Consider the following 20,969-nt stretch of genomic DNA (forward strand, 5'->3'; position numbering starts at 1 on the left):
CCCGGGCCGACACCGCCGGGGCCGACACCGCCCGGGCCGAGCAGGAGTCCGGCACCCCCTGATCCTCGGCGCCGCGCCCGCCCACCTCGATCAGCGACCGGCACGCTCGTCGGAACCTTCCCGACGACCGTGCCGCTCGTTCCGTGGCCGGGTGGGGTCACCAGCCCTGTGAGCCGGGCCCGCCCTTGAACGGTCCGACGACCTCGTCGGTCACCCACCCGCCGTAGAAGCCACCGGGCTGCGGGCGCACCAACTCGTCGTCCAGGCGGATCTCGTCGAACGGCGCCACGTAGACCGCGACCAGGTCGGTCAGCTCCGGGTAGCGCGCGTCCGGCTCCGGGTACCACCAGCCGACCGAGCGCAGCGGCTCCGCACCGGGCACCGAGATGTCGACGTAGTGCGCGATGCCCTTCCACTCGCAGAACGTCCGGCGCTCGACGGCGGCGAGCATGCCGTCGGAGAACGCCGTGCGCGGGAGGTAGTAGGTCGGCGGGTGGCTCGTCTCCAGGACGCGCACCAGGTCGTCGGACTCCGCGACGACGGCGCCGGCGTGGCGCAGCACCGCGTGACGCTTCATCCGCTCGGCCCGGGGCGGGCGCGGGTAGTCCCAGACCGACTCCTGGCCGGGGCCGGGTGTCTCGGGGGTCGGACGTCGATCGAACATGGGCGTGACCTCCGTTGACTGCGGTGCGACCGACGCTACCCGCGCCCCGACGGGCCGGCCCCTCAGTTGCGCGCCGGGTCCAGCGGGAACGTGGCCAGCAGCGCGAGCGGGAGGCCCTGCCGTCGCAGCACGCGTTCCCAGTGACCGTCGTGCGCCGGGCCGAGGACGTCGTCGGGCAGGCCCGGGACGACGAACCAGTCGCCGCGCGCGATCTCCCCGGCCAGCTGCCCCGCGTCCCAGCCGGAGTAGCCGGCGAACACCCGCAGGCCGCGCAGCCGCGGCGCCAGCGGAGCCGGGTCGGAGTCGAGGTCGACGAGCTGGACCGGCTCGCGCACCGAGGTGAGCCCGCGGATGTCGCGGGTGGTCTGCCCGGTGCGCAACGCCGCCAGGCACAGTGCCGTCCCGTTCTCGACCGGGCCGCCGAGGAACAGCGAACCCGGCTCGGACGCCAGTGGCCCCCACGCCGGCAGCACCTCGCGGACCTCGCCCGGGCCCGGCCGGTTCAGCACGACGCCGAGGCTGCCCTGCGGACGGTGCTCGATCATGTAGACGATCGTCCGTGCGAAGTTCGGATCGGTGAGGCTCGGCGCGGCCACGAGCAGGGAGCCCGGCATCACCGGAGGATGGGCGCCGGGACCGGCGCGATGAGGCCGCACGAGCCCATCGTTGCACCCGCCCCGGCGACGTAGGCTCACCACCCGTGCGCAGTACCCCCACAGATCCGGACGTCGTGACGACGTCCCAGGTCGGCGCCCGCGGCCGGCGGTGGTCGGGGTTCGCGCACCTGCTGCGGACGCCGGCGTTCGCCCGGCTCCTGGCCGTCCGGCTCTCCGCGCAGTGGGCCGACGGGCTGTTCCAGGCCGCGCTCGGCGGGGCCGTGCTGTTCAACCCCGAGCGCGAGGCGGATCCGCTGCTGATCGCGTCCGGGCTGGCCGTGATGCTGCTGCCGTACTCGCTGCTCGGACCGTTCGCCGGCGCCCTGCTGGACCGCTGGGACCGGCGCCGGGTGCTGGCCGGGGCGAGTGTGCTGCGGGCGCTGCTGGTCGCGTGCGTGGCGGGCGCCCTGGCCCTGGGCCTCGCCGGTCCCGCGCTGTTCGTGCTGGCCCTGGCCGTGACCGGGGTGAACCGGTTCGTGCTCTCCGGCCTGTCCGCGGCGCTGCCGCACGTCGTCGACGAGAGATCGCGGCTGGTCCCGGCGAACACGCTGTCGGTGACGGTCGGGGCGAGCATGTCCGCGCTCGGCGCGGCGAGCGCCATCGGCTTCCGGGCCGTGTTCGGCGCCGACGACGCCGGGTCGGCGCTGACCACACTGACGGCCGCCGGCGGGTCCCTGCTGGCCGCGGCGCTGGCGATCGGCTTCACCCGTGCGGCGCTGGGCCCGGATCCGGCGGATCCCGAGTTTGTGAGCGGACATCGTCGCTCTGACAGCGATATCCGCGCACGGGAGGCCGGGCTCTGGCGGACCATCGCGGGCGGCCTGGTGGCCGGGGCCCGGGCCACCACGACGACGCCGGCCGTCGCGGCACCGTTCCTCGGTCTCGTCGCGCACCGGCTGGCGTTCGGCATCAACACGCTGCTGATGCTCATGCTGTTCCGCTACACGTTCACCGCGGAGCAGACCTCCGGCGCGGGCGGGCTCCTCGGCGTCGGTCAGATCGTCCTGCTCACCGCGGCCGGGCTCGGGGCGGCGGCGCTGCTGACGCCCTGGCTCGTCCGGCGTGTGGGCGCGGTCGTGGCGGTGCGCGTCGGTCTCGCCGGGGCCGCGACGTCGCAGCTGCTGGTGGCCGCGTTCCTGACGCTGCCGGTCGTGCTGGTGACCGCGTTCCTGCTCGGCGTCTGCGGCCAGGTCGTGAAGCTCTGCGCCGACGCGGGCGTGCAGGGCGGCGCCTCCGACGACGTCCGCGGACGCGTGTTCGCGCTCTTCGACGCCGTGTTCAACGTCTGCTACGTCCTGGCCATCACGTTCACCGCGCTCGTCGGCCCGGCCGACGGGCGGTCACCGGCCCTGCTGGCCGTGGCCGGCGGGATCTACCTGGCCGGCCTCGCCGCGCACGTCGTCTATCTGCGCGGCCGGCGGTCCCTCGATCGCGAGCCCGTCTGATTCATACGTCTGTGTCATACAGACGTATGAACATCAGCCGGGCAGGTTCTCCGCGGCCCAGGCCCGCAGCTCGGACTCGGCCCGTTCGGCGCCGAGCGGGCCCTGCTCCATCCGCAGCGCGAGCAGGTGCTTGTAGGCCTTGCCGACGGCCGGCCCCGGACCGACGCCGAGCAGCTCCATGATCCGGTTGCCGTCCAGGTCGGGGCGGATCGCGTCGAGCTCCTCCTGCTCGCGCAGCTCGGCGATCCGATCCTCGAGCGAGTCGTAGCTGCGCTGGAGCGCGTTGGCCCGGCGGCGGTTGCGGGTCGTGCAGTCCGAGCGGACGAGCCGGTGCAGCCGCTCCAGCAGCGGGCCTGCGTCGGTGACGTAGCGGCGCACCGCGGAGTCCGTCCACTCGCCCTTGCCGTAGCCGTGGAAGCGCAGGTGCAGGTAGACGAGCTGGCACACGTCGTCGATGACGGCCTTGGGGTAGCGCAGCTCCTTGAGCCGCTTGCGCGTCATCTTGGCGCCGACCACCTCGTGGTGGTGGAAGCTGACCCGCCCGTCCGGCTCCTTGCGCCGGGTCGCCGGCTTGCCGATGTCGTGCAGCAGCGCGGCCAGGCGCAGGACGAGGTCCGGCCCGTCGGTCTCCTTGCCGATCGCCTGCTCCATCACCACCAGCGAGTGCGTGTAGACGTCCTTGTGCTGCATGTGCTCGTCGGTCTCGAGCTGCATCGCCGGCACCTCGGGCACGACGAGCTCGGCCAGCCCGGTGTCGACCATCAGCTCCAGCGCGCGCCGCGGGTACTCGCCGAGGATCAGCTTCGAGAACTCGGCCTGCACCCGCTCGGCGGTGATCCGGCTCAGCTGGGGGGCCATCTCGCGCAGCGCGGACAGGACCCGGTCGGCCGGGGTGAACCCGAGCTGGGAGACGAACCGGGCCGCGCGCAGCATCCTCAGCGGGTCGTCGGAGAAGGACTGCTCGGGCGCGGCCGGGGTGTCCAGCACGCCCTGGGCCAGCGCGGCGAGGCCGCCGTGCGGGTCGACGAACCGGCGGTGCTCCGGTCCGTCGGTCAGGTCGACGGCCATCGCGTTGACCGAGAAGTCACGGCGCACCAGGTCGCCGGTGATGTCGTCGCCGAAGCGCACCTCGGGGTTGCGCGACGCGCCGTCGTAGCTGTCGGCGCGGAACGTGGTGATCTCGATCGGGTCGTCGCGGCGACGGGCCCCGACGGTGCCGAACGCGATCCCGGTGTCCCAGACCGCGTCGGCCCAGCCGTGCACGATCTCCAGGATCGCCTCGGGACGGGCGTCGGTGGTGAAGTCCAGGTCGCCGGAGGCACGGTGCAGCAGGGCGTCGCGGACGCTGCCGCCGACGAGGTAGAGCCGGTGCCCGCGCTCACGGAAGCGGGTGGCCAGCTCGTCGGCCACCTCGGGGACGTCCAGCAGCTCGACCACGGCGTTCTCCTGGGCACGGTGCAGCTCGGCCGCCTCGTCGTGGGATCCGGGGCCTGCGTCCCGGTCGGAGGGGGCAGGACGCACCGAGGCCGTCCGGGTACCGGCGGAGGAAGGGATCACGAGCGGCGATGACACGACGGGCCAGTGTAGGCGCCGGGCCGCGGGGCCCGCGTCCGGATGGGTTCACCACGACCCGGCCCGCGCGCACACGGGTGATCGTCGGACGGAGATCGCCGCTCCGGCCGCGTCGCCGTCCCGTGCACCGACCCCGCTCTCGTTACCATCGCCACATGTCCACGTCCCGCGGCCGCTCCGGGGGGCGCCGCGCGGGGAGGTCCGCGGACCGGCGCCGCCGTCTGCGCACGGTGGACGAGACCTCCGCCGGCGGCCTCGTCGTCGACCGCAGCCGCGGGACGGCCGCGATCATCGGTCGTCTCGACCGGCGCGGACGGCTGCTCTGGTCATTGCCGAAGGGGCACATCGAGGCCGGTGAGACCGCCGAGCAGGCCGCGGTGCGCGAGGTCGAGGAGGAGACCGGCATCATCGGCCGGGTGATGGCTCCCCTGGGCACCATCGACTTCTGGTTCGTCGCCGAGGACCGACGGGTGCACAAGACCGTGCACCACTTCCTGATGCGCGCACTCGGCGGCGAGCTCAGCGACGCCGACGTCGAGGTCTCCGAGGTGGCCTGGGTCCCGCTCGACGAGCTGGAGAGCCGCCTGGCCTACGCGGACGAGCGGAGGCTGATCCGGCACGCCACGGAACTGTTGGAGAAGTCCGCGTGAGGAGGGTCGCGGCCCTGGTCGCGATCGTCCTGGTGGGCCTGTTCGGCACCGCGGGACCCGCCCTCGCCGGGCAGCCGGCGCCCCGTGCCGCGTCTCCCGCGGTGCCCCGGACGGCGACCCCGGTGGTGACGCAGCCGTCCCAGCAGGCGCAGCCCGGGCCCGTCCGGCTGGACCTGGCCACCATGACCCCCCGCGTGGTGACGGGCGCCGGGCCCGGCGAGCTCGTCGTCACCGGCACCGTCACCAACACCGGGCCGACGCCGATCGAGTCGCTCGGCGTCCGGGTGCAGCGCGGCCCGGCGGTCCTCGGCGAGGCGACGCTGCGCGGCGCGCTCGACGGCGAGGGCGGGGCCGACGACGTCACCCCGGCCTTCGCCGACCTCGGCGCGCTGGCCCCGGGCGTGTCGACGCCGTTCCGCTACGCGGTCCCGCTGACCGGAGACCCGGCCCGGACGCTGGCCCTGCCCGGACCGGGCACCTACCCGCTGCTGGTGAACGTGAACGGGTCTACCGGCGGCGAGCGCTCCCGCCTCGCCACCGCCCGGATGCTGCTGCCGGTGTCCGGACTGCCCGGCGCACCGGCGGCCGACCCGCCGGCGGCGTCGCCGTTCTCGATGCTCTACCCGATCACCGACACGCCGCACCGGATCCCACCGGTCCCGGGGCAGGTCCCGGTGCTCACCGACGACGACCTGGCCGCGTCGTTCGGCCCCGGCGGACGGCTGCGCGGGCTCGTCGACGCGCTGGCCGCGCAGGCACCCACCGGCTCCCCGGTGCGGGCCGCGACGTGCCTGGCGATCGACCCCGAGCTGGTGGCGACGGCCGCCGCGATCCGCAACGGCTACGACGTGGCGACCGGTGCGGACGGCGCCACCGTCCCCGGCCGCGGCGCCGAGGCCGCCGGGCAGTGGCTCGACGACCTCTCCGCCACCGCCCGCGGCAGCTGCGTGCTGGCGCTGCCGAGCTCGGACGCCGACCTCGTCGCACTCGTCCGCGGCGGCGAGGCCGACCTGGCCCGCGCCGCCGTCGAGCAGGGCCGTGCGAACCTCGCCCGGGACCTGGGCACCGCCGTCCTCGACGGCGCGGTGTGGCCGGCCGGAGGCGTGCTCGACGAGCCCACCCTCGCGGCGCTGGACGGGCCGTCGTCGGTCCTCCTCTCGGCCGAGGGCCTCGGCGAGACCGACGCCGCCCGGACCGCGGGGGTGGTGCCGATCGCCGGCGCCGCGGGCGGCACCCGCGCCGTGATCACCGATCCACTGCTGACCGAGGCCGCGACCGGCCCGGTCGGCCGCGACGGCACACGCGGGCAGAACCCGGAGATCCCCGCCGGCGGCACCGGGGCGATGAGCAGCCAGGACCTCATCGGTGCGATGGCCTTCCGGTCCGAGGCCGGCCCGGGTCCCGGGCCCTTCGTGGTCGCTCCGCCGCACCGCTGGAACGCCGACGGCGCGGCCGGGGCGGCGCTGCTCTCCGCGGCCGCGTCGCTGATCGGGGAGGGACGACTCGCCCCGACCGGGCTCGCCGCGGTGACGACCACCGGGCCGGTGACCGACGGGAGCACCGCCCGGCTCTACTACCCGGTCCAGGCCGGCGGCCAGGAGATCCCGGCGAGCGCGGTGACCGCGGTCGCCGAGCAGGACCGGTCGATCGCCGAGCTGCGCGCCGCGGCCGAGGGCCGGACCGGTGTCGGCGCCAGCCCGGCCGAGGTGTTCGACCCGCTGCGCCTGGGCATGCTGCGCGCGGTCTCCACGGCCTGGCGCGGACGGCCCGACCTGGCCGACCGCGACGCCGAGCTCGTCGCCTCCCGGATCGAGGGTCTCCGCTCGTCGATCCGGGTGCTCGAACCACCGAGCCCGTACTCCCTCGGGACCAGCGACGCCCCGCTCCTGCTGACCGTGGCCAACGGCCTGCCGGTGACGATGAACGTGCGGATCGTCCTGTCCAGCACGTCCGGGCTGCGCGTGGCGCCGATCCCGGTGCAGGCCGTCCCGCCGCTGGGCCGGGTCCAGGTCCGGGTCAGCGCGAAGGTCACCCGCGCCGGGCAGTTCAGCGTGGACGCCGGGCTGCGCACCCCCGACGGCGCGACGCTCGGCCCGGACACCCGCCTGCGCGTGCGGTCCACCGTCTACGGGACGGTCACGGTCTGGCTGACCGCGATCGCCGGCGCCGTCCTGGTCGTCCTCGTGGTGCGACGGGTGCTGCGCCGGATCCGGCCCGGTGGCGGACCTCCGGGCGACGCCCCCGGCGGGCGGGGCCGGCCACCGGACGGGCCGGGCCGGGCCGGGGGCGCCCCCCGCGGACCGGACCAGGGCCCCCCGACCGCGCCCCCGCCCCCGCCCGACGGCGCCGACCCGAGCGCCCGGACGACCCCGATCCGCCGGGGCCCGCCGGGCCCGGCACCGGCGCCGCGGCCTCCCGGCCCGCAGCCGCCCCGGCGTCCGATGGCGCCACCCACCGGCCGTCCGGGACCGGACAGCTCCCGGACACGCCCGTGAGACCGCTCACCGCAGCAGCACCGCCGCCCGTCCCCGGACGGCGCCTGCCCGGCGCATGTGCCGCTGACGTGGCGATCAGTCCTACGTGGTGGACGCCACGGAACCCGGCGGCGCGCCGGACGTCACTTCCGGCTCGTCCGGAACGGCTGGGGTGACGTAGTCTTGAACGGTTGGCGGGACCCCGGACGACGTGGGAGGGCGAGGCCGTTGAGCGGGCAGACGGAACAGCGCCCTGCCCCACTCACGCGGCTCGACCGGCCGAAGGAGTCGGATCCGTCCGCGGTCGTGCCCGACGCCACCGCCGACGAGCAGGTGGAGACCGGTGACCAGGTCACCGACACCCCGGCCCGCACGGTCGACGCCGCAGACGTGCCCGAGGCCGGATCCGCGGAGACCGGACGGCCCCGGCCGACCCCCCGGGTCCCCGAGCAGGCCCGGCCGACCGAACGGATCCCGGCCGCCCGCGACGTCGTCGGCACCACGTCGGGCTCCACGCTGACCGACCGCTACCGGCTGCTGCAGCGGGTCGGCTCCGACCTAGGCGCGGGTGCGGAGTTCTGGCGCGCCGAGGACACCGTCCTGCGCCGCCCCGTCGCGATCACCGTGCTGCGCCGGCTCCCCGCCGACGACCGCTCGGCCGACCCCGAGGGCGCCGCCCGCGCCGGCGAGATGGTCGTGCGGGCCCTGCGTTCCGGGTGCTTCGAGCACGTCGGCAGCGCCCGCCTGCTCGACGTGCTCGCCCCCGGCAGCCACGGCCTGCCCGAGGACGTGCTCGGCGCGGCCGTCGCCGAGTGGGTGCCGGGCAGGAGCCTGTCCGAGGTCGTCGCGGAGGGCCCGGTGCGCGCGCTGCGCGCCGCCCGGATCCTGGAGCCGCTCGCCGCGGCCGCCATGGAGGCGCACCAGCAGGGCCTGGTCCTGGGGTGCGACCACCCGCAGCGCGTGCGGATCACCCCGGACGGACGGGCCCAGCTCGCGTTCCTGCTGCCCCGGCCCTCGGTCACCGCCGCGGACGACGTCCGCGGCCTGGGTGCGGTGCTCTACACGCTGCTGACCCGCCGCTGGCCGCTGTCGGTCGCCGACGCCGCGCGCGCCGAGCTCGTCTCGGCCGACCGCACGCCGTCCGGCGCCCTGCGGCCCGCGTCCGCCCTGCGGCCGGGGGTGCCGCTCGAGCTCGACACGCTGTGCACCGGCGCGCTGGGCCAGAGCGAGGGGCTCGGACGCGTGCACACCGCCGCGGCCGTGCACCGGCTGCTCACCGAGGTCCTCGCCGACGACGACGAGGTCGCACTCTTCCCGCCGCTCAACGACGGCGCCCCCGCCGAGCCGGACGACGTCTGGCAGGACGAGGACCGCGTCGCCGACACGCGCCGCGACCCGGTGCGCCGGCGCAACCTGATGATCGGCCTGTCCGTGCTGGCCGTGTGCGTGCTGATCGTGCTCGGTTACGTGGGCGTGCAGCTCGGCGCGCTGTTCGGCGCGGGTGGCGGTCCGGCGCCGATCGTGGTCGGCGCGCCCCCGGTCGCCGGTCAGGCGCCCGCCGGGGCGGGTCAGAACGCGGTTCCGGCCGCACAGACCGCGACGGTCGGCACCGTCTCCGTCGACGTGTTCGACCCGACCGGCGACGGCGACAACGCCGACGACGTCTCCAACGTCACCGACGGCGACGCCGCGACCAGCTGGAAGACCCAGCAGTACCGGCAGCCGTTCCCCTCGCTCAAGCCGGGCGTCGGCATCATGGCCTCGTTCGTCTCCGCGGAGCAGCTCTCGCAGCTGACGATCGACTCGCCCAGTGCGGGCACCGTCGTCGAGATCCGGTCCGCCCCGTCCGCGGACGCCACGCTCGCCGAGACGGTCCCGGTCACCAGCGTCACCCTCCAGCAGGGCGAGACCACGGTCCCGCTCGCGGACAGCCAGCCCACCCAGCACCTGCTGCTGTGGATCACGACGCTGGGCACCCAGGACGGGCAGAACGTCAGCCAGATCGACGACGTCACGTTCTCCCGGGCCGTGCAGTAACCCGGTTCCGCCCGCGTTCACTCCCGTGACCGTCCGGTCGCGTTCGCCCACGGGCGGTCCGCCCCGCTGCCTACCGTGCGCGCGTGACCACCTCGATCGGCTCCGACCGGGAGCTGCTCGCCGACCACTTGGCCGGGGTCACCGGCGCGTTCGACGAGCTGTTCCGGCGGTACCGGGACCGTCTCTGGGCCGTCGCGTTCCGCATCCTGGGTGACCGCGCGGACGCCGAGGACGCGGTCCAGGAGGCTTTCCTCGCCGCGCTGCGGACGCGGAGCTACCGCGGTGACGCCGAGGTCGGGACGTGGCTCCACCGCATTCTCGTCAACAAGTGCATGAATCGGGTGCACCGGGCCCGCCGCCACCCGGTCGCCGGCGACGAGCCCCTCGACGGGCCGGGACGGGGACCGGACCTGTCGACGGCCGTGACCAGCCGGGTGGCCCTCGACGGCGCTCTCGCCCTGCTGGCGCCCGAGCAGCGCGCGGCCGTGGTGCTGGTGGACGCCCTGGGCTACCCGGTCGCCGAGGCCGCGGCGATCCTGGAGATCCCGTCCGGCACGGTGAAGAGCCGGTCCGCGCGCGGTCGCGCGCGGCTGGTCGAGCTGCTCACGGACGCCCGGGAGGGACGACGATGACCCCGCGACCGGACGAGCACGGGCCCGATGTCGGCGACGTGCGCGCCGCCCTGGCCGCACTCGGAGCGCCCCCGATGCCCGCCGACGTCTCGGCCCGGATCGGGGCCGCGCTGGCCGAGGAGATGCGGAGCGGGGCCCGTGCCGCCGGGACCCCACCGGTGGGGTCCTCCGACGACCGGCCCACGGGCGACACCACCGCACCGGAGGGCCCGCGCCCGTCCGGAACCCGCCTGCGGCTCGTCCGTCCTCCGCACGACGGCACCGGGGCCCCGCAGCGACACCTCCCCTCGCCGGAGGGGACAGCGGGGCGCCGGGCGCCGGGCCGTCCCCGGTCCGCCGTGCTCGCCGGGCTGGTGGCGGCCGCCGTCGCCGGCGTCGCCGCGGTCGCGGTCACCGTCGGTGCCCCGTCGTCCCCGCACGTCGTGAGCGAGGAGAGCGACCTGCGGGCCGCCGGCGCCGGCGCGGTGGGGGAGCAGGGGGCCGGCCCGCTGGCCGATCCGGCACGGCGGCGGGCCTGTCTCACCTCCGCCGGCGTCCCGGACCCGGGCGCGGCGCTGCTCGGCGGCCGTCCCTACGCGGTACGCGGGGAGCCGGGCACGCTGCTGGTCCTGGGCACCGGGGTGCGCGGCCGGTTCCGGCTCCTCGTCGTCGACTGCGACGCCGGCCGCGGACGGCTCCTGGCCTCGACGACGGCCGGTCGCTGACCCCGCACACCGCGACCGGCCGGAATGCCCTTGCCTAGGATCGTGTTGAAGGGTTCAGCGGCCGGAACCGGGGAACGACCCGGTGAGACGGCCGCGACGACCGACAGCCCGGCGCCGAGCGCCGGACGTCCGCAGGGAGGGAAGACCCCGTGACCACCGACACGGTGCACAACCTGATCATCATCGGGTCGGGTCCGGCCGGGTACACCGCAGCGGTCTACGCCGCGCGCGCCCAGCTCGAGCCGATCGTGTTCGAGGGCAGCCAGTTCGGCGGCGCCCTGATGACGACGACCGAGGTGGAGAACTACCCGGGGTTCACCGACGGCATCGTGGGCCCGGACCTGATGGAGCAGATGCGGGGCCAGGCGAAGCGCTTCGGCGCCGACCTGCGACCCCAGGACGTCGACTCCGTGAAGCTCGACGGCGACGTCAAGGAGGTCGTGGTCGGCAAGGAGACGTTCCATGCCCGCGCCGTGATCCTGGCGATGGGCGCCGCCCCGCGCTACCTCTACGTCCCCGGTGAGCAGGAGCTGCTCGGCCGTGGCGTCAGCTCGTGCGCGACCTGCGACGGCTTCTTCTTCCGCGACCAGCACATCGCCGTCATCGGCGGCGGGGACTCGGCGATGGAGGAGGCGACGTTCCTCACCAAGTTCGCCGAGACCGTCACGATCATCCACCGGCGCGACGAGTTCCGGGCCTCGAAGATCATGCTCGAGCGCGCGAAGAACGACCCGAAGATGCGCTGGCGCCCCAACGCCGAGGTCACCGCCGTCACCGGGGAGGGCTCGGTGAAGTCGCTCGAGCTCAAGGACACCGTGACCGGTGAGACCGACTCGCTCGAGGTCACCGGCATGTTCGTCGCGATCGGTCACGACCCGCGCAGCGCGCTGGTCACCGGCCAGGTCGCGACCGACGACGAGGGCTACGTGAGCGTCGACGCGCCCGGCACCCGCACGAACGTCGACGGCGTGTTCGCCTGCGGCGACCTGGTCGACCACACCTACCGGCAGGCCATCACCGCGGCCGGCTCCGGCTGCGCCGCGGCGATCGACGCCGAGCGCTGGCTCGCCGCCGGCTCGGTCGACGCCGAGATGGTCGGCGGCGGCTACGGGGCGACCGAGGCCGAGAAGGTGCACGAACCCGCCCACTGATCTCCCACGACCCCACAGACCCCACACCGAAGGAGAAGGCCATGGCCGGAAACACGATCGACGTCACCACGAGCTCGTTCAGCGACGACGTCCTGAACAGCGACAAGGCGGTCCTGGTGGACTTCTGGGCCACCTGGTGCGGCCCCTGCAAGATGGTCGCCCCGGTGCTCGACGAGATCGCGGGGGAGAACTCCGAGAAGCTCACCGTGGCAAAGCTCGACATCGACGCCAACCCGGAGGTCGCCCGCGACTACCAGGTGATGTCGGTGCCGACCATGATCCTGTTCTCCGGCGGCAAGCCGGTGAAGCAGATCGTGGGCGCGAAGCCGAAGGCGGCCCTGCTGCAGGACCTCGCCGACCACATCTGATCCACCGTTCACCGCACGCGCATGCGTGTGGGCGAATGTCACGCTGCGTGTCCCGGCTGATCACGGCCGGGACACGCGCGTGTTCGCCCCGCTGTGCCTCGTTCGGGCGACGGCAGGGCACAATGGGCCCCGGCCGACGGGCGGGACCGACCCGGCGCCACCGTAGGAACCACGCGCCGACCCGGCGCCACCGACATCGAGCGAGGGGTGCATGCAGCTGCTCCGGCGCGGGGACTCCGGTCCTGCCGTGGAAGAGATCCGGGAGAAGCTGGGGCAGCTCGGCCTGCTGGTCGACACGCCGCAGTCCCGTGGCTACTTCGACGCCGACGTGGACCACGCCGTCCGCGTCTTCCAGCAGGGTCGTGGACTGATCACCGACGGGATCGTCGGCCCGGACACCTACCGAGCGTTGCGCGAGGCCGGGTGGACCCTCGGGGACCGGATGCTCTCGTTCACGCTGTCCACCCCGACAAGCGGTGACGACGTCGCCACGCTCCAGGAGCGGTTGCTGGAGCTCGGCTACAACGTCGGCCGCCCGAACGGGACGTTCGACCAGCAGACCGAGCAGGCGCTGTGCCGCTTCCAGCGCGACTACGGGCTGACCCCGGACGGCGTGTGCGGCCCGGAGACGCTGCGGGCGTTCCGCCGGCTCGGACGCAAGGTCACCGGTGGCCGTCCCGGCCTGCTGCGCGAGCAGGAGCTGCTGCGCCGCGCCGGACCGCGGATGCGCGGCAAGCGGATCGTCATCGATCCCGGCCACGGCGGCCCGGACCGCGGCGTCGAGATCGCCGGCGTGAACGAGGCCGACCTCATGTGGGACCTGGCCCGCCGGATCGCCGGACGGATGTCGGCCACCGGCATGGAGGCGATGCTGTCCCGGCAGGAGACCACCTGCCCGACCGACGTCGAGCGCGCCCAGTTCGCCAACGACGTCGGCGCGGACCTCGTCGTCTCGCTGCACACCGACGCCAACCGCAGCATGCACGCGGAGGGCCTGGCGACCTACCACTTCGGCAACGGCTCCGGCACGACGTCGACGGTCGGCGAGGCACTCGCCGGGCTGATCCAGCGCGAGCTGCTCACCCGTACCCCGATGCTCGACTGCCGCAGCCAGCCGTGCACCTGGGAGCTCGTACGCCGTACCCGGATGCCGGCCGTCCGGATCGAGGTCGGCTACCTGACGCACCTGGGCGACCGGCGCCGGCTGCTCGACCCGGAGTTCCGCGACATCGTCGCCGAGGGCGTGCTGGTGGCCGTCAAGCGGCTGTACCTGCTGGGCCAGGACGACCAGCCGACCGGCACCTTCACGTTCTCCGACGTGTTGGCCCGCGAGTTCGGCAGGGACCAGATCAGGGCCATCTAGGCCTGTTCGCCGGCCGTCCCGCCCCGGAGTCCGGGACGGCCGCGCGAGTCGATCACGGACGATCTGAGGGCGCCCTCAGATCGTCGCTGAGCACTGTCCTACCCGGACCGGGGTCCGGCGCTCGACCGGGGCCGGGGTCTGCACCGGGATCGTCACGGTGTTGAACAATTGTTCGAGCGCCGCCTCGACGCCCTCCTTCCACTCCAGACCGGAGCGGAGCTCCATCCGCAACCGCGGCCAGCGGTGGTGCGGGCGGACGGTCTTGAACCCGACGGCGCGCAGGAACTCGGCCGGGACGACGCAGTCGGCCTCGGTGCCCGGGCGCGCGTCGCCGAAGACCTCGACGGCCTTGACGCCGCGACGGGTGAGGTCCTTCACGACGGCCTGGGCGAGCATCCGGCCCAGCCCCTCCCCGGAGAACTCCGGCAGGATCTGCATCGTGGTCAGCAGGACCGCGTCGGCGCTCACCGGGCCGGTCGGCATCTCGGTCGCCCGCGGCACGGCCGACGGCGGCGCGTAGATCACGTAGCCGGCCGGGACCCCGCCCATGTGCACGATCCGGCCGCACGACCCCCACTCCAGGAGCACCTCGGAGAGCCAGGCCTCCTTCTCGAGGTCGGTCGTGCCGTACTCGTCCGCCTGCTCGGCGCCGCGCGAGGACAGCTCCCAGTAGACGCAGCTCCGGCAACGCTTGGGCAGATCGCCCAGATTGTCCAGATTGAGCGGAGCCACATGCCAGGACACGGGAACCTCCGGCCGTCGGGTCGCGCTGGGGGACCCCCCGCTGCGTATCTGATGCTCTGATCGCGGGAGCGGGTGCTCGGCCCCTCCTCGATCCGTCCGCAGCCTAATTCGATACAGCTCCCGAAAACACCCCGTGTGCTGCCAGAGGTGTGTGACCCACGACGAAGGGCAGGATGATCACCTGACCCGGTTACACTCGGGCGGTCCGATCCACCCCCGTCACCTGGGAGCGCGCATGTCGTCGCCCGATCGCCCGCAGCAGTCCACCGACCTCACGGTGACCGCGGCGGCAGCGGCGGCAGCTCCCCACCAGCCCCGGACCGAGCTCGCCGTGTCACCGACCGAGCGCTTCGCGACCCGGACCGCGGGCATGACGGCGTCGGAGATCCGGGCCCTGTTCGCCGTCGCCAGCCGGCCCGAGGTCGTCTCGCTGGCCGGCGGCATGCCGAACCTGGCGGCGCTCCCGCTGCAGTCGTTGTCGTCCGAGGTGGCCGACCTGGTCACGCAGGACGGCCTGATGGCGCTGCAGTACGGCTCCGCCCAGGGCGTGCCGGTGCTGCGCGAGCAGATCTGCGACGTCATGCGCGAGGAGGGGATCGAGGGCGACCCGAACGACGTCGTCGTCACCGTCGGCTCGCAGATGGCGCTCGACCTGCTCACCCGGATCTTCATCGACCCGGGCGACGTCGTGCTGGCCGAGGGGCCGTCCTACGTCGGCGCCCTGGGCAGCTTCGCGGCCTACCAGGCCCGCGTCGTGCACGTCGCGATGGACGAGCACGGCCTCGTCCCGGAACGCCTCACCGAGGCGCTGCGGTCGCTGGCCGCGCAGGGGATCACGCCGAAGTTCCTCTACACGATCCCGAACTTCCACAACCCGGCCGGCGTGACGCTGGCCGTCGAGCGCCGCCCGAGGATCCTCGACATCTGCCGCGACTTCGGCGTGATGGTCATCGAGGACAACCCGTACGGGCTGCTCGGCTTCACCGGCGAGGTCTACCCGGCGCTGCGCTCGATCGACGCGGACGTCATCTACCTCGGGTCGTTCTCCAAGACGTTCGCCTCCGGGCTCCGCGTCGGCTGGGCGCTGGTCCCGCCGCTCGTCCGCGACCGGCTGGTGCTGGCGGCGGAGTCGGCGACGCTGTGCCCGCCGAGCTTCACGCAGATGCTCGTCTCCCGGTACCTGGCCCACCACGACTGGCGCAGCCAGGTGAAGACGTTCACCGAGAACTACCGCGAGCGCCGGGACGCGATGCTCGCCGCCCTGGAGACCCACCTCCCCGAGGGCTGCAGCTGGAACGTCCCGGACGGCGGCTTCTTCGTGTGGCTGACCGTGCCGGAGGGCGTGGACACCAAGGCGATGCTGCCGCGGGCGGTGACGGCACGCGTCGCGTACGCGTCCGGCACCGGCTTCTACGCCGACGGCTTCGGGAGCCGGCAGCTGCGCCTGTCGTTCTGCTACCCGACCCCGGAGCGGATCACCGAGGGCGTCCGGCGCCTGGCCGCGGTCCTGGAGGCGGAGCTGGACGTCGTGCGTACGTTCGGGACGTCGGCACGCACGGAGCTGACCCGCGGGCCGCAGAGCCCGTCGCCCGACACCACCTGATCCACACTCTCCTGTCGTCACCGGTCCCGCCCGGACGCGGGACCGGTGACGATAGGACAATGCCCCGGTGACCGATCGAAACGTTGCCGTCCTGGCCGGAGGCCTGTCCCACGAGCGAGAGGTGTCGCTGCGTTCCGGGCGACGCCTCAGTGGTGCGTTGCGCGCCGTCGGCATGGAGGTCCGCGAGTGGGACGTCGACGCCTCGCTGCTGACGCGGCTGCGTGACGAACGTCCGGACGCCGTGGCGATCGCCCTGCACGGCGGGGAGGGCGAGAACGGCGCGGTGCAGGCCGTGCTGGAGCTTCTCGGGATCCCGTTCGTCGGGACGCCGTCACGCGCCTGCCGCCGGTCCTGGGACAAGCCGGGGGTGAAGGCCGAGCTCGTCCGCGCCGGCCTGAGCACCCCGGAGTGGGTCGCACTGCCGCACTCGACGTTCCGCGAGCTCGGTGCGAAGGGCGTCCTGGACGCGATCGTGGACCGGCTCGGGCTGCCCCTGGTTCTCAAGCCGGACCAGGGCGGGTCCGCGCTGGGCGTCCAGATGGTGCAGGAGGCGGCCGACCTGCCGGCGGCGATGGTGAGCTGCCTGGCCTACGCCGACACCGTCCTGGCCGAGCGCCACGTGCGGGGGACCGAGGTCGCCGTCTCGGTCGTGCACGACGGCGACGAACCCCGCGCGCTGCCGCCGGTCGAGGTCGAGGTGCCGTCCGGGTTCTACGACTACACGTCCCGCTACACGCCCGGCGCCGCGTCCTTCCACTGCCCGGCCCGGCTCCCGGAGGCGACGCTGGCGACCCTGCAGGAGACCGCGCTGCGGGCCCACGAGCTCCTCGGCCTGCGCGACGTCTCGCGCTTGGACGCGATCGTCACCGAGGACGGGCAGGTGCAGATCCTGGAGATGAACGTGTCCCCGGGACTGACCGACACCTCCCTGCTCCCGACCGCCGTGACGGCTGCGGGCGAGGACCTGGCCGGCGTCTACCGGTCGCTGATCGAGCGGGCGTCCGACCGCGCCTGACGCGGTTTCACGTGAAACACGCGGGGCGGCCCGTGTGGACGTACACCGATGTTTCACGTGAAACCCGACCGCCCGCCTCGCCGAGACGGGCGAGGAGCGACGCGGTTTCACGTGAAACACGGAACCGACACCTCCACATCGAGGAGCGTCGACCGCTCCAGCACGCCCCGGCGACCGGTTCCGGACTCCGACGACCATCGCGAGCCCGATTCTCACGTCGCCACGGCCCGACGAGATGGTTCGACGGCACTCGGCCGGACACCGGCCCGTCTCGGCCCGGACGGCCCACATCGGACCGGATCAGCGATTTCCGACCCGCCCACGGACCGTTCAGGGCCGATGACGGGTACTTCCACCACACCCGCCCCACCTGTCCAGGTCACACCCGATCGCCCGCGGATGGCCCGTACAGCGCGCCCTCAGATCGCCGCTGAGCCGAAACGAGCGAAAACCACGCCCGGGTGGGGTCGACGCCGATCTCGCACAGCGAGCCTCTGAGCGCCTCGGTCACCGGCCGGCTCGTCCGATCCACGGCACCGACCGGCCACCTCCCGGCCCCGACGACCCCGAGTGCGGCCCCTTCCGGCCCACCCCGCGGCCTCGGCGGGCCCGTTCGCCCGTCCCCAGGACACGTGACGACGCCGAGCCCGCCGCCGGGACGGTGTCGGTCCGGCGGCCACGGACGTCGGTGCGGTCGCGACCATCAGGCGTCGACGGGCGCCACGGCGGTGCCTTCGAACTCGCAGAGCAGCTTCGGCTCGGCAAGACGGTCGACCCCCACCAGGGTGCCCGGCGCCCCGCACCCGACGCGGTCGAAGCGCGCCGTGAGCTCCGGATGGCCCTTCTCCCAGAATTCGTCCAGGACCGAGCTCACGACGTACCAGTAACCGCACGACGTGCTCCCACCGCATGTCGGCCGCGGCAAGGATCGTCTCGGCGTTGTCGAGGGCGGCGACGACCTGCCCGCGGATGTCACCGGCGTGCAGGACGTTCCCGTCCCCGTCGGAGGCGACGGCTCCGGCCAGGTAGAGGGTCCGCCCACCCGTCACCTCGACGCGCTGGACGAAGCCCAGATCGTCCTGCCAGGTGCACGGGTTGATGATCCGTCGTGAGTACGTCGACGACATGGTGCTCGACTCCCTCGAACGACGACGGCCCGTGGTTTCACGTGAAACCACGGGCCGGGGGAGGGGAGCGGTCAGTCGCGGCCCTGCACACCCATGATCGACGCGATCCGCTCGAGGTCTTCGACGGAGCCGAACTCGACGACGATGCGTCCCTTGCGCTTGCCGACCTCGACCCGCACCTGGGTGTCGAACGCGTCCGACATCCGGTTGGCCACCTCGGTGATCTCGGCCGGGGTCTCGGTGACCCGGCGGGCCGGACGCTCCTTGGCCGGGCCCTCCTGGCGGGCCAGGACGACGGCTTCCTCGGTCGCGCGGACCGACATCCCCTCCGCGACGATCCGGGTCGCGAGCTCCTCCTGCTTGCCGGCGTCCTCCAGGCCCAGCAGCGCGCGGGCGTGCCCGGCGCTGAGCACTCCGGCGGCGACACGGCGCTGCACCGACACCGGGAGACGCAGCAGACGGATCATGTTCGTGACGACCGGGCGGCTGCGCCCGATCCGGTCCGCGAGCTCGTGGTGGGTCACGCCGAACTCCTCGAGCAGCTGCTCGTAGGCGGCGGCCTCCTCCAGCGGGTTGAGCTGGACGCGGTGGATGTTCTCCAGCAGGGCGTCGCGCAGCATCGCGTCGTCGGCGGTGTGCCGGACGATCGCGGGCAGCACCTCCAGCCCGGCGCGCTGGGCGGCACGCCACCGGCGCTCGCCCATGATGAGCTCGTAGTCGCGGCCACTGGACCGGACCACGATCGGCTGCAGCAGGCCGAACTCGCGGATCGAGTGCTCGAGCTCGGCGAGGTGCTCGTCGTCGAACTGGATCCGCGGCTGCTTCGGGTTGGGCACGATCCGCGCGAGCGGGATCTCCCGGTACTCCGCCCCGCCGTCGACGACGGCCGGCGCGTCCACGGCGGCCGTCCCGCCGGCCGGGGGAGCGGGCTCCGGCGGGCCGGGACGGTTCAGCGGTGCGGAGCCCGCACCGGGCCGGGACGGCGCACCGGGCTCGGCGACCGGACCGGTCGGGATCAGGGCCGCCAGCCCGCGGCCGAGACCCCCTCTGCGTTCGGCCATCGGTTCTACCGTCCGTTCGTGCGGCCGGGGTCGGCCCGAAGGTTCGCGCCGTACTCGGCGATCTCGCGTGCGGCGTCGACGTAGCTCATCGCCCCGCGCGAGCCGGGGTCGTAGGCGAGCACGGTCTGGCTGTAGCCGGGGGCCTCGGAGACCTTGACGCTGCGCGGGATGACGGTGCGCAGGGCGGTCGGGCCGAAGTGCTGGCGGACCTCGGAGGTCACCTGGTCGGCCAGCTTGGTGCGGCCGTCGTACATCGTCAGCAGGATCGTCGAGACGTGCAGCGACGTGTTCAGGTGCGAGCGCACGAGGTCGATGTTGCTCAGCAGCTGCCCGAGCCCCTCCAGCGCGTAGTACTCGCACTGGATCGGGATCAGCACCTCCGCCGCCGCGACGAGCGCGTTGACGGTCAGCAGCCCGAGCGAGGGCGGGCAGTCGATCAGGACGTAGTCCACGTCGAGCTCGGCCAGCGCGTCGTCGGTCAGGGCCTGGGCAAGCCGGGCCTCGCGGGCCACCATGCTGACGAGCTCGATCTCCGCACCGGCGAGGTCGATCGTGGCCGGCACGCAGAGCAGGTTCGGCGACGCGGAGCTCTGGGCCGCGGCCTCCCGCAGGTCGATCTCGCCGAGCATGACCTCGTAGACCGACGGGGTCCCGGTCCGGTGCTCGACGCCGAGGGCGGTGCTGGCGTTGCCCTGCGGGTCGAGATCGACCACCAGCACGCGGATCCCGTGCATGGCCAGTGCCGCCGCCAGGTTGACGGTGCTGGTCGTCTTACCGACGCCGCCCTTCTGGTTCGCGACGGTGAGGATGCGGCGCCACGACGGCCGCGGCATTCCGTGCTTGTCCGGATGCAGCACCCGGGCGGCCCTCTCCGCCTCTTCCGCGATCGGGGTCCATCCGAGACTCACGCGAGGCCCTCTCTGCAATGTTTCACGTGGAACAGCCGTGTCCTGCTCATCGTCGCTGCTCCTTCCTCCGGTTCGGGCCCGGGGGCCCACCGCGTCGTGCCCCACCCCGCTGGGAACCACCACGCCGGTCCGACATCCGTTCGATCGCCACCACCGTCGTCGGCGGGTCGACCACTCCGGCGCCGCACTCCAGGATCCTCGGTTCGCCGCCGCCGAGCGTGCGAACCGCCGCACGGTCCCGCTCGATCTCCTCGGCCACCGACGCCCCCTTGAGGGCGAGCATGCTGCCGCCGTGCCGGACCAGGGGCAGGCAGAGACCGGTGAGCCGGGCCAGCGGCCCGACGGCGCGTGCGGTCACCACGTCGGCTCCCTCCCATCGTCGCAGAACGGCGGACTCCTCGGCCCGGCCCCGTTCGACGGCGATCGACAGGCCCAGATCCTCGATGACCTCGTCCAGCCAGTCCACCCGCCGCGCGAGCGGCTCCACGAGAACGATCCGCAGATCCGGCCGGGCCAGTGCCAACGGTATCCCGGGAAGGCCCGCGCCCGAACCCACGTCGACGACCTTCGCCCCCTCGGGGACGAGTTCGCCCAGAACGGCGGAGTTGAGGACGTGCCGGTCCCAGAGACGGTCGTTCTCCCGGGGCCCGATCAGGCCCCGCTCGACGCCGGACGTGGCGAGGTGCTCGACGTACCGGACCGCCGACGCGAGCCGGTCGCCGAACACCTCCCCGGCCGCCGGTGGGGGCGGGGGAGGCGTCACGGCGACCGGGTCGGGTTCGCTGTCGGCCACGA

Annotated in this window: 19 protein-coding genes and 1 pseudogene; 11 read left to right on the forward strand and 9 right to left on the reverse strand. The window is 74.0% G+C overall.

Annotation, left to right across the window (positions count from 1 at the left end; translation table 11 throughout):
• Nucleotides 1-157: 157 nt before the first annotated feature.
• Nucleotides 158-664, reverse strand: coding sequence for a DUF427 domain-containing protein (locus tag EV383_RS00005; protein ID WP_130287998.1), 507 nt, complete (start codon nt 662-664; stop codon nt 158-160).
• A 62-nt stretch (nt 665-726) separates the two neighbouring features.
• Nucleotides 727-1,278 carry a YqgE/AlgH family protein gene (locus EV383_RS00010; RefSeq protein WP_130287999.1) on the reverse strand — a complete coding sequence of 184 codons (552 nt, stop codon included), beginning with the start codon at nt 1,276-1,278 and terminating at the stop codon, nt 727-729.
• Between the two features lie 86 nt (nt 1,279-1,364).
• Here EV383_RS00010 and EV383_RS00015 point away from each other — a divergent pair, with 86 nt between their 5' ends.
• Nucleotides 1,365-2,765 (forward strand): MFS transporter, encoded by a 1,401-nt coding sequence (locus tag EV383_RS00015; RefSeq protein WP_242622814.1) that lies wholly within the window; start codon nt 1,365-1,367, stop codon nt 2,763-2,765.
• A 33-nt stretch (nt 2,766-2,798) separates the two neighbouring features.
• On the opposite strand, the gene EV383_RS00020 is transcribed toward EV383_RS00015, so the two are convergent.
• Nucleotides 2,799-4,286 carry a CCA tRNA nucleotidyltransferase gene (locus EV383_RS00020; RefSeq protein WP_423213677.1) on the reverse strand — a complete coding sequence of 496 codons (1,488 nt, stop codon included), beginning with the start codon at nt 4,284-4,286 and terminating at the stop codon, nt 2,799-2,801.
• Nucleotides 4,287-4,492: 206 nt separating this feature from the next.
• On the opposite strand from EV383_RS00020, the gene EV383_RS00025 reads away from it, so the two are divergent.
• The 8 genes from EV383_RS00025 (at nt 4,493) to EV383_RS00060 (ending at nt 13,716) form a co-directional block, all read left to right on the forward strand.
• Nucleotides 4,493-4,987, forward strand: coding sequence for an NUDIX hydrolase (locus EV383_RS00025; protein ID WP_130288000.1), 495 nt, complete (start codon nt 4,493-4,495; stop codon nt 4,985-4,987).
• Nucleotides 4,984-7,482 carry a DUF6049 family protein gene (locus EV383_RS00030; RefSeq protein WP_130288001.1) on the forward strand — a complete coding sequence of 833 codons (2,499 nt, stop codon included), beginning with the start codon at nt 4,984-4,986 and terminating at the stop codon, nt 7,480-7,482. Before EV383_RS00025 ends, EV383_RS00030 begins: the two co-directional genes overlap by 4 nt.
• 285 nt (nt 7,483-7,767) lie before the next feature.
• Entirely contained in the window at nt 7,768-9,498 is a 1,731-nt protein-coding gene (locus EV383_RS00035) for a protein kinase family protein (protein ID WP_242622815.1), read from the forward strand.
• An 83-nt stretch (nt 9,499-9,581) separates the two neighbouring features.
• Nucleotides 9,582-10,130 (forward strand): RNA polymerase sigma factor SigM, encoded by a 549-nt coding sequence (gene sigM, locus EV383_RS00040; RefSeq protein ID WP_165438178.1) that lies wholly within the window; start codon nt 9,582-9,584, stop codon nt 10,128-10,130.
• Nucleotides 10,127-10,834 carry a hypothetical protein gene (locus EV383_RS00045; RefSeq protein ID WP_130288002.1) on the forward strand — a complete coding sequence of 236 codons (708 nt, stop codon included), beginning with the start codon at nt 10,127-10,129 and terminating at the stop codon, nt 10,832-10,834. Before sigM ends, EV383_RS00045 begins: the two co-directional genes overlap by 4 nt.
• A gap of 149 nt (nt 10,835-10,983) precedes the next feature.
• Nucleotides 10,984-11,985, forward strand: a complete 1,002-nt coding sequence (gene trxB / locus EV383_RS00050) for a thioredoxin-disulfide reductase (RefSeq protein WP_130288003.1) — start codon at nt 10,984-10,986, stop codon at nt 11,983-11,985.
• 41 nt (nt 11,986-12,026) lie between these two features.
• Nucleotides 12,027-12,353, forward strand: coding sequence for a thioredoxin (gene trxA / locus EV383_RS00055; protein WP_130288004.1), 327 nt, complete (start codon nt 12,027-12,029; stop codon nt 12,351-12,353).
• A gap of 211 nt (nt 12,354-12,564) precedes the next feature.
• Nucleotides 12,565-13,716 (forward strand): N-acetylmuramoyl-L-alanine amidase, encoded by a 1,152-nt coding sequence (locus EV383_RS00060; RefSeq protein WP_130288005.1) that lies wholly within the window; start codon nt 12,565-12,567, stop codon nt 13,714-13,716.
• A 75-nt stretch (nt 13,717-13,791) separates the two neighbouring features.
• On the opposite strand, the gene EV383_RS00065 is transcribed toward EV383_RS00060, so the two are convergent.
• Nucleotides 13,792-14,460, reverse strand: coding sequence for a GNAT family N-acetyltransferase (locus EV383_RS00065; RefSeq protein WP_165438179.1), 669 nt, complete (start codon nt 14,458-14,460; stop codon nt 13,792-13,794).
• Between the two features lie 235 nt (nt 14,461-14,695).
• Here EV383_RS00065 and EV383_RS00070 point away from each other — a divergent pair, with 235 nt between their 5' ends.
• Both EV383_RS00070 and EV383_RS00075 read left to right on the forward strand, forming a co-directional pair.
• Nucleotides 14,696-16,063, forward strand: a complete 1,368-nt coding sequence (locus tag EV383_RS00070) for an aminotransferase-like domain-containing protein (RefSeq protein ID WP_207223382.1) — start codon at nt 14,696-14,698, stop codon at nt 16,061-16,063.
• 67 nt (nt 16,064-16,130) lie between these two features.
• Nucleotides 16,131-17,078, forward strand: a complete 948-nt coding sequence (locus EV383_RS00075; protein WP_130288006.1) for a D-alanine--D-alanine ligase family protein — start codon at nt 16,131-16,133, stop codon at nt 17,076-17,078.
• Between the two features lie 703 nt (nt 17,079-17,781).
• On the opposite strand, the gene EV383_RS31870 is transcribed toward EV383_RS00075, so the two are convergent.
• The 5 genes and pseudogenes from EV383_RS31870 to rsmG all read right to left on the reverse strand — a co-directional run bounded on the left by EV383_RS31870 (nt 17,782) and on the right by rsmG (nt 20,967).
• A complete protein-coding gene (locus tag EV383_RS31870; RefSeq protein ID WP_242622816.1) occupies nt 17,782-17,952 on the reverse strand; it encodes a hypothetical protein in 171 nt (56 codons plus the stop codon).
• Between the two features lie 70 nt (nt 17,953-18,022).
• Nucleotides 18,023-18,205, reverse strand: a pseudogene (locus EV383_RS33000) (RidA family protein); the annotation flags it as partial.
• A 71-nt stretch (nt 18,206-18,276) separates the two neighbouring features.
• Nucleotides 18,277-19,266, reverse strand: a complete 990-nt coding sequence (locus EV383_RS00085; protein ID WP_130288008.1) for a ParB/RepB/Spo0J family partition protein — start codon at nt 19,264-19,266, stop codon at nt 18,277-18,279.
• Nucleotides 19,267-19,271: 5 nt separating this feature from the next.
• On the reverse strand, nt 19,272-20,174 hold the full coding sequence (locus tag EV383_RS00090; RefSeq protein WP_242622818.1) for a ParA family protein: 903 nt from the start codon (nt 20,172-20,174) through the stop codon (nt 19,272-19,274).
• Nucleotides 20,175-20,220: 46 nt separating this feature from the next.
• On the reverse strand, nt 20,221-20,967 hold the full coding sequence (gene rsmG / locus EV383_RS00095) for a 16S rRNA (guanine(527)-N(7))-methyltransferase RsmG (RefSeq protein WP_423213622.1): 747 nt from the start codon (nt 20,965-20,967) through the stop codon (nt 20,221-20,223).
• Nucleotides 20,968-20,969: the final 2 nt, after the last annotated feature.

Origin of the sequence: Pseudonocardia sediminis (genome assembly GCF_004217185.1) — a bacterium.
Lineage (GTDB): Bacteria > Actinomycetota > Actinomycetes > Mycobacteriales > Pseudonocardiaceae > Pseudonocardia > Pseudonocardia sediminis.

What these genes read in the sequence shown, in the direction of transcription:
- EV383_RS00005 (WP_130287998.1), bottom strand. Translation starts at nt 664, where the DNA reads ATGTTCGATCGACGTCCGACCCCCGAGACACCCGGCCCCGGCCAGGAG.
- EV383_RS00085 (WP_130288008.1), bottom strand. Translation starts at nt 19,266, where the DNA reads ATGGCCGAACGCAGAGGGGGTCTCGGCCGCGGGCTGGCGGCCCTGATC.
- EV383_RS00010 (WP_130287999.1), bottom strand. Translation starts at nt 1,278, where the DNA reads ATGCCGGGCTCCCTGCTCGTGGCCGCGCCGAGCCTCACCGATCCGAAC.
- EV383_RS00045 (WP_130288002.1), top strand. Translation starts at nt 10,127, where the DNA reads ATGACCCCGCGACCGGACGAGCACGGGCCCGATGTCGGCGACGTGCGC.
- EV383_RS00060 (WP_130288005.1), top strand. Translation starts at nt 12,565, where the DNA reads ATGCAGCTGCTCCGGCGCGGGGACTCCGGTCCTGCCGTGGAAGAGATC.
- trxA (WP_130288004.1), top strand. Translation starts at nt 12,027, where the DNA reads ATGGCCGGAAACACGATCGACGTCACCACGAGCTCGTTCAGCGACGAC.
- EV383_RS00025 (WP_130288000.1), top strand. Translation starts at nt 4,493, where the DNA reads ATGTCCACGTCCCGCGGCCGCTCCGGGGGGCGCCGCGCGGGGAGGTCC.
- EV383_RS00070 (WP_207223382.1), top strand. Translation starts at nt 14,696, where the DNA reads ATGTCGTCGCCCGATCGCCCGCAGCAGTCCACCGACCTCACGGTGACC.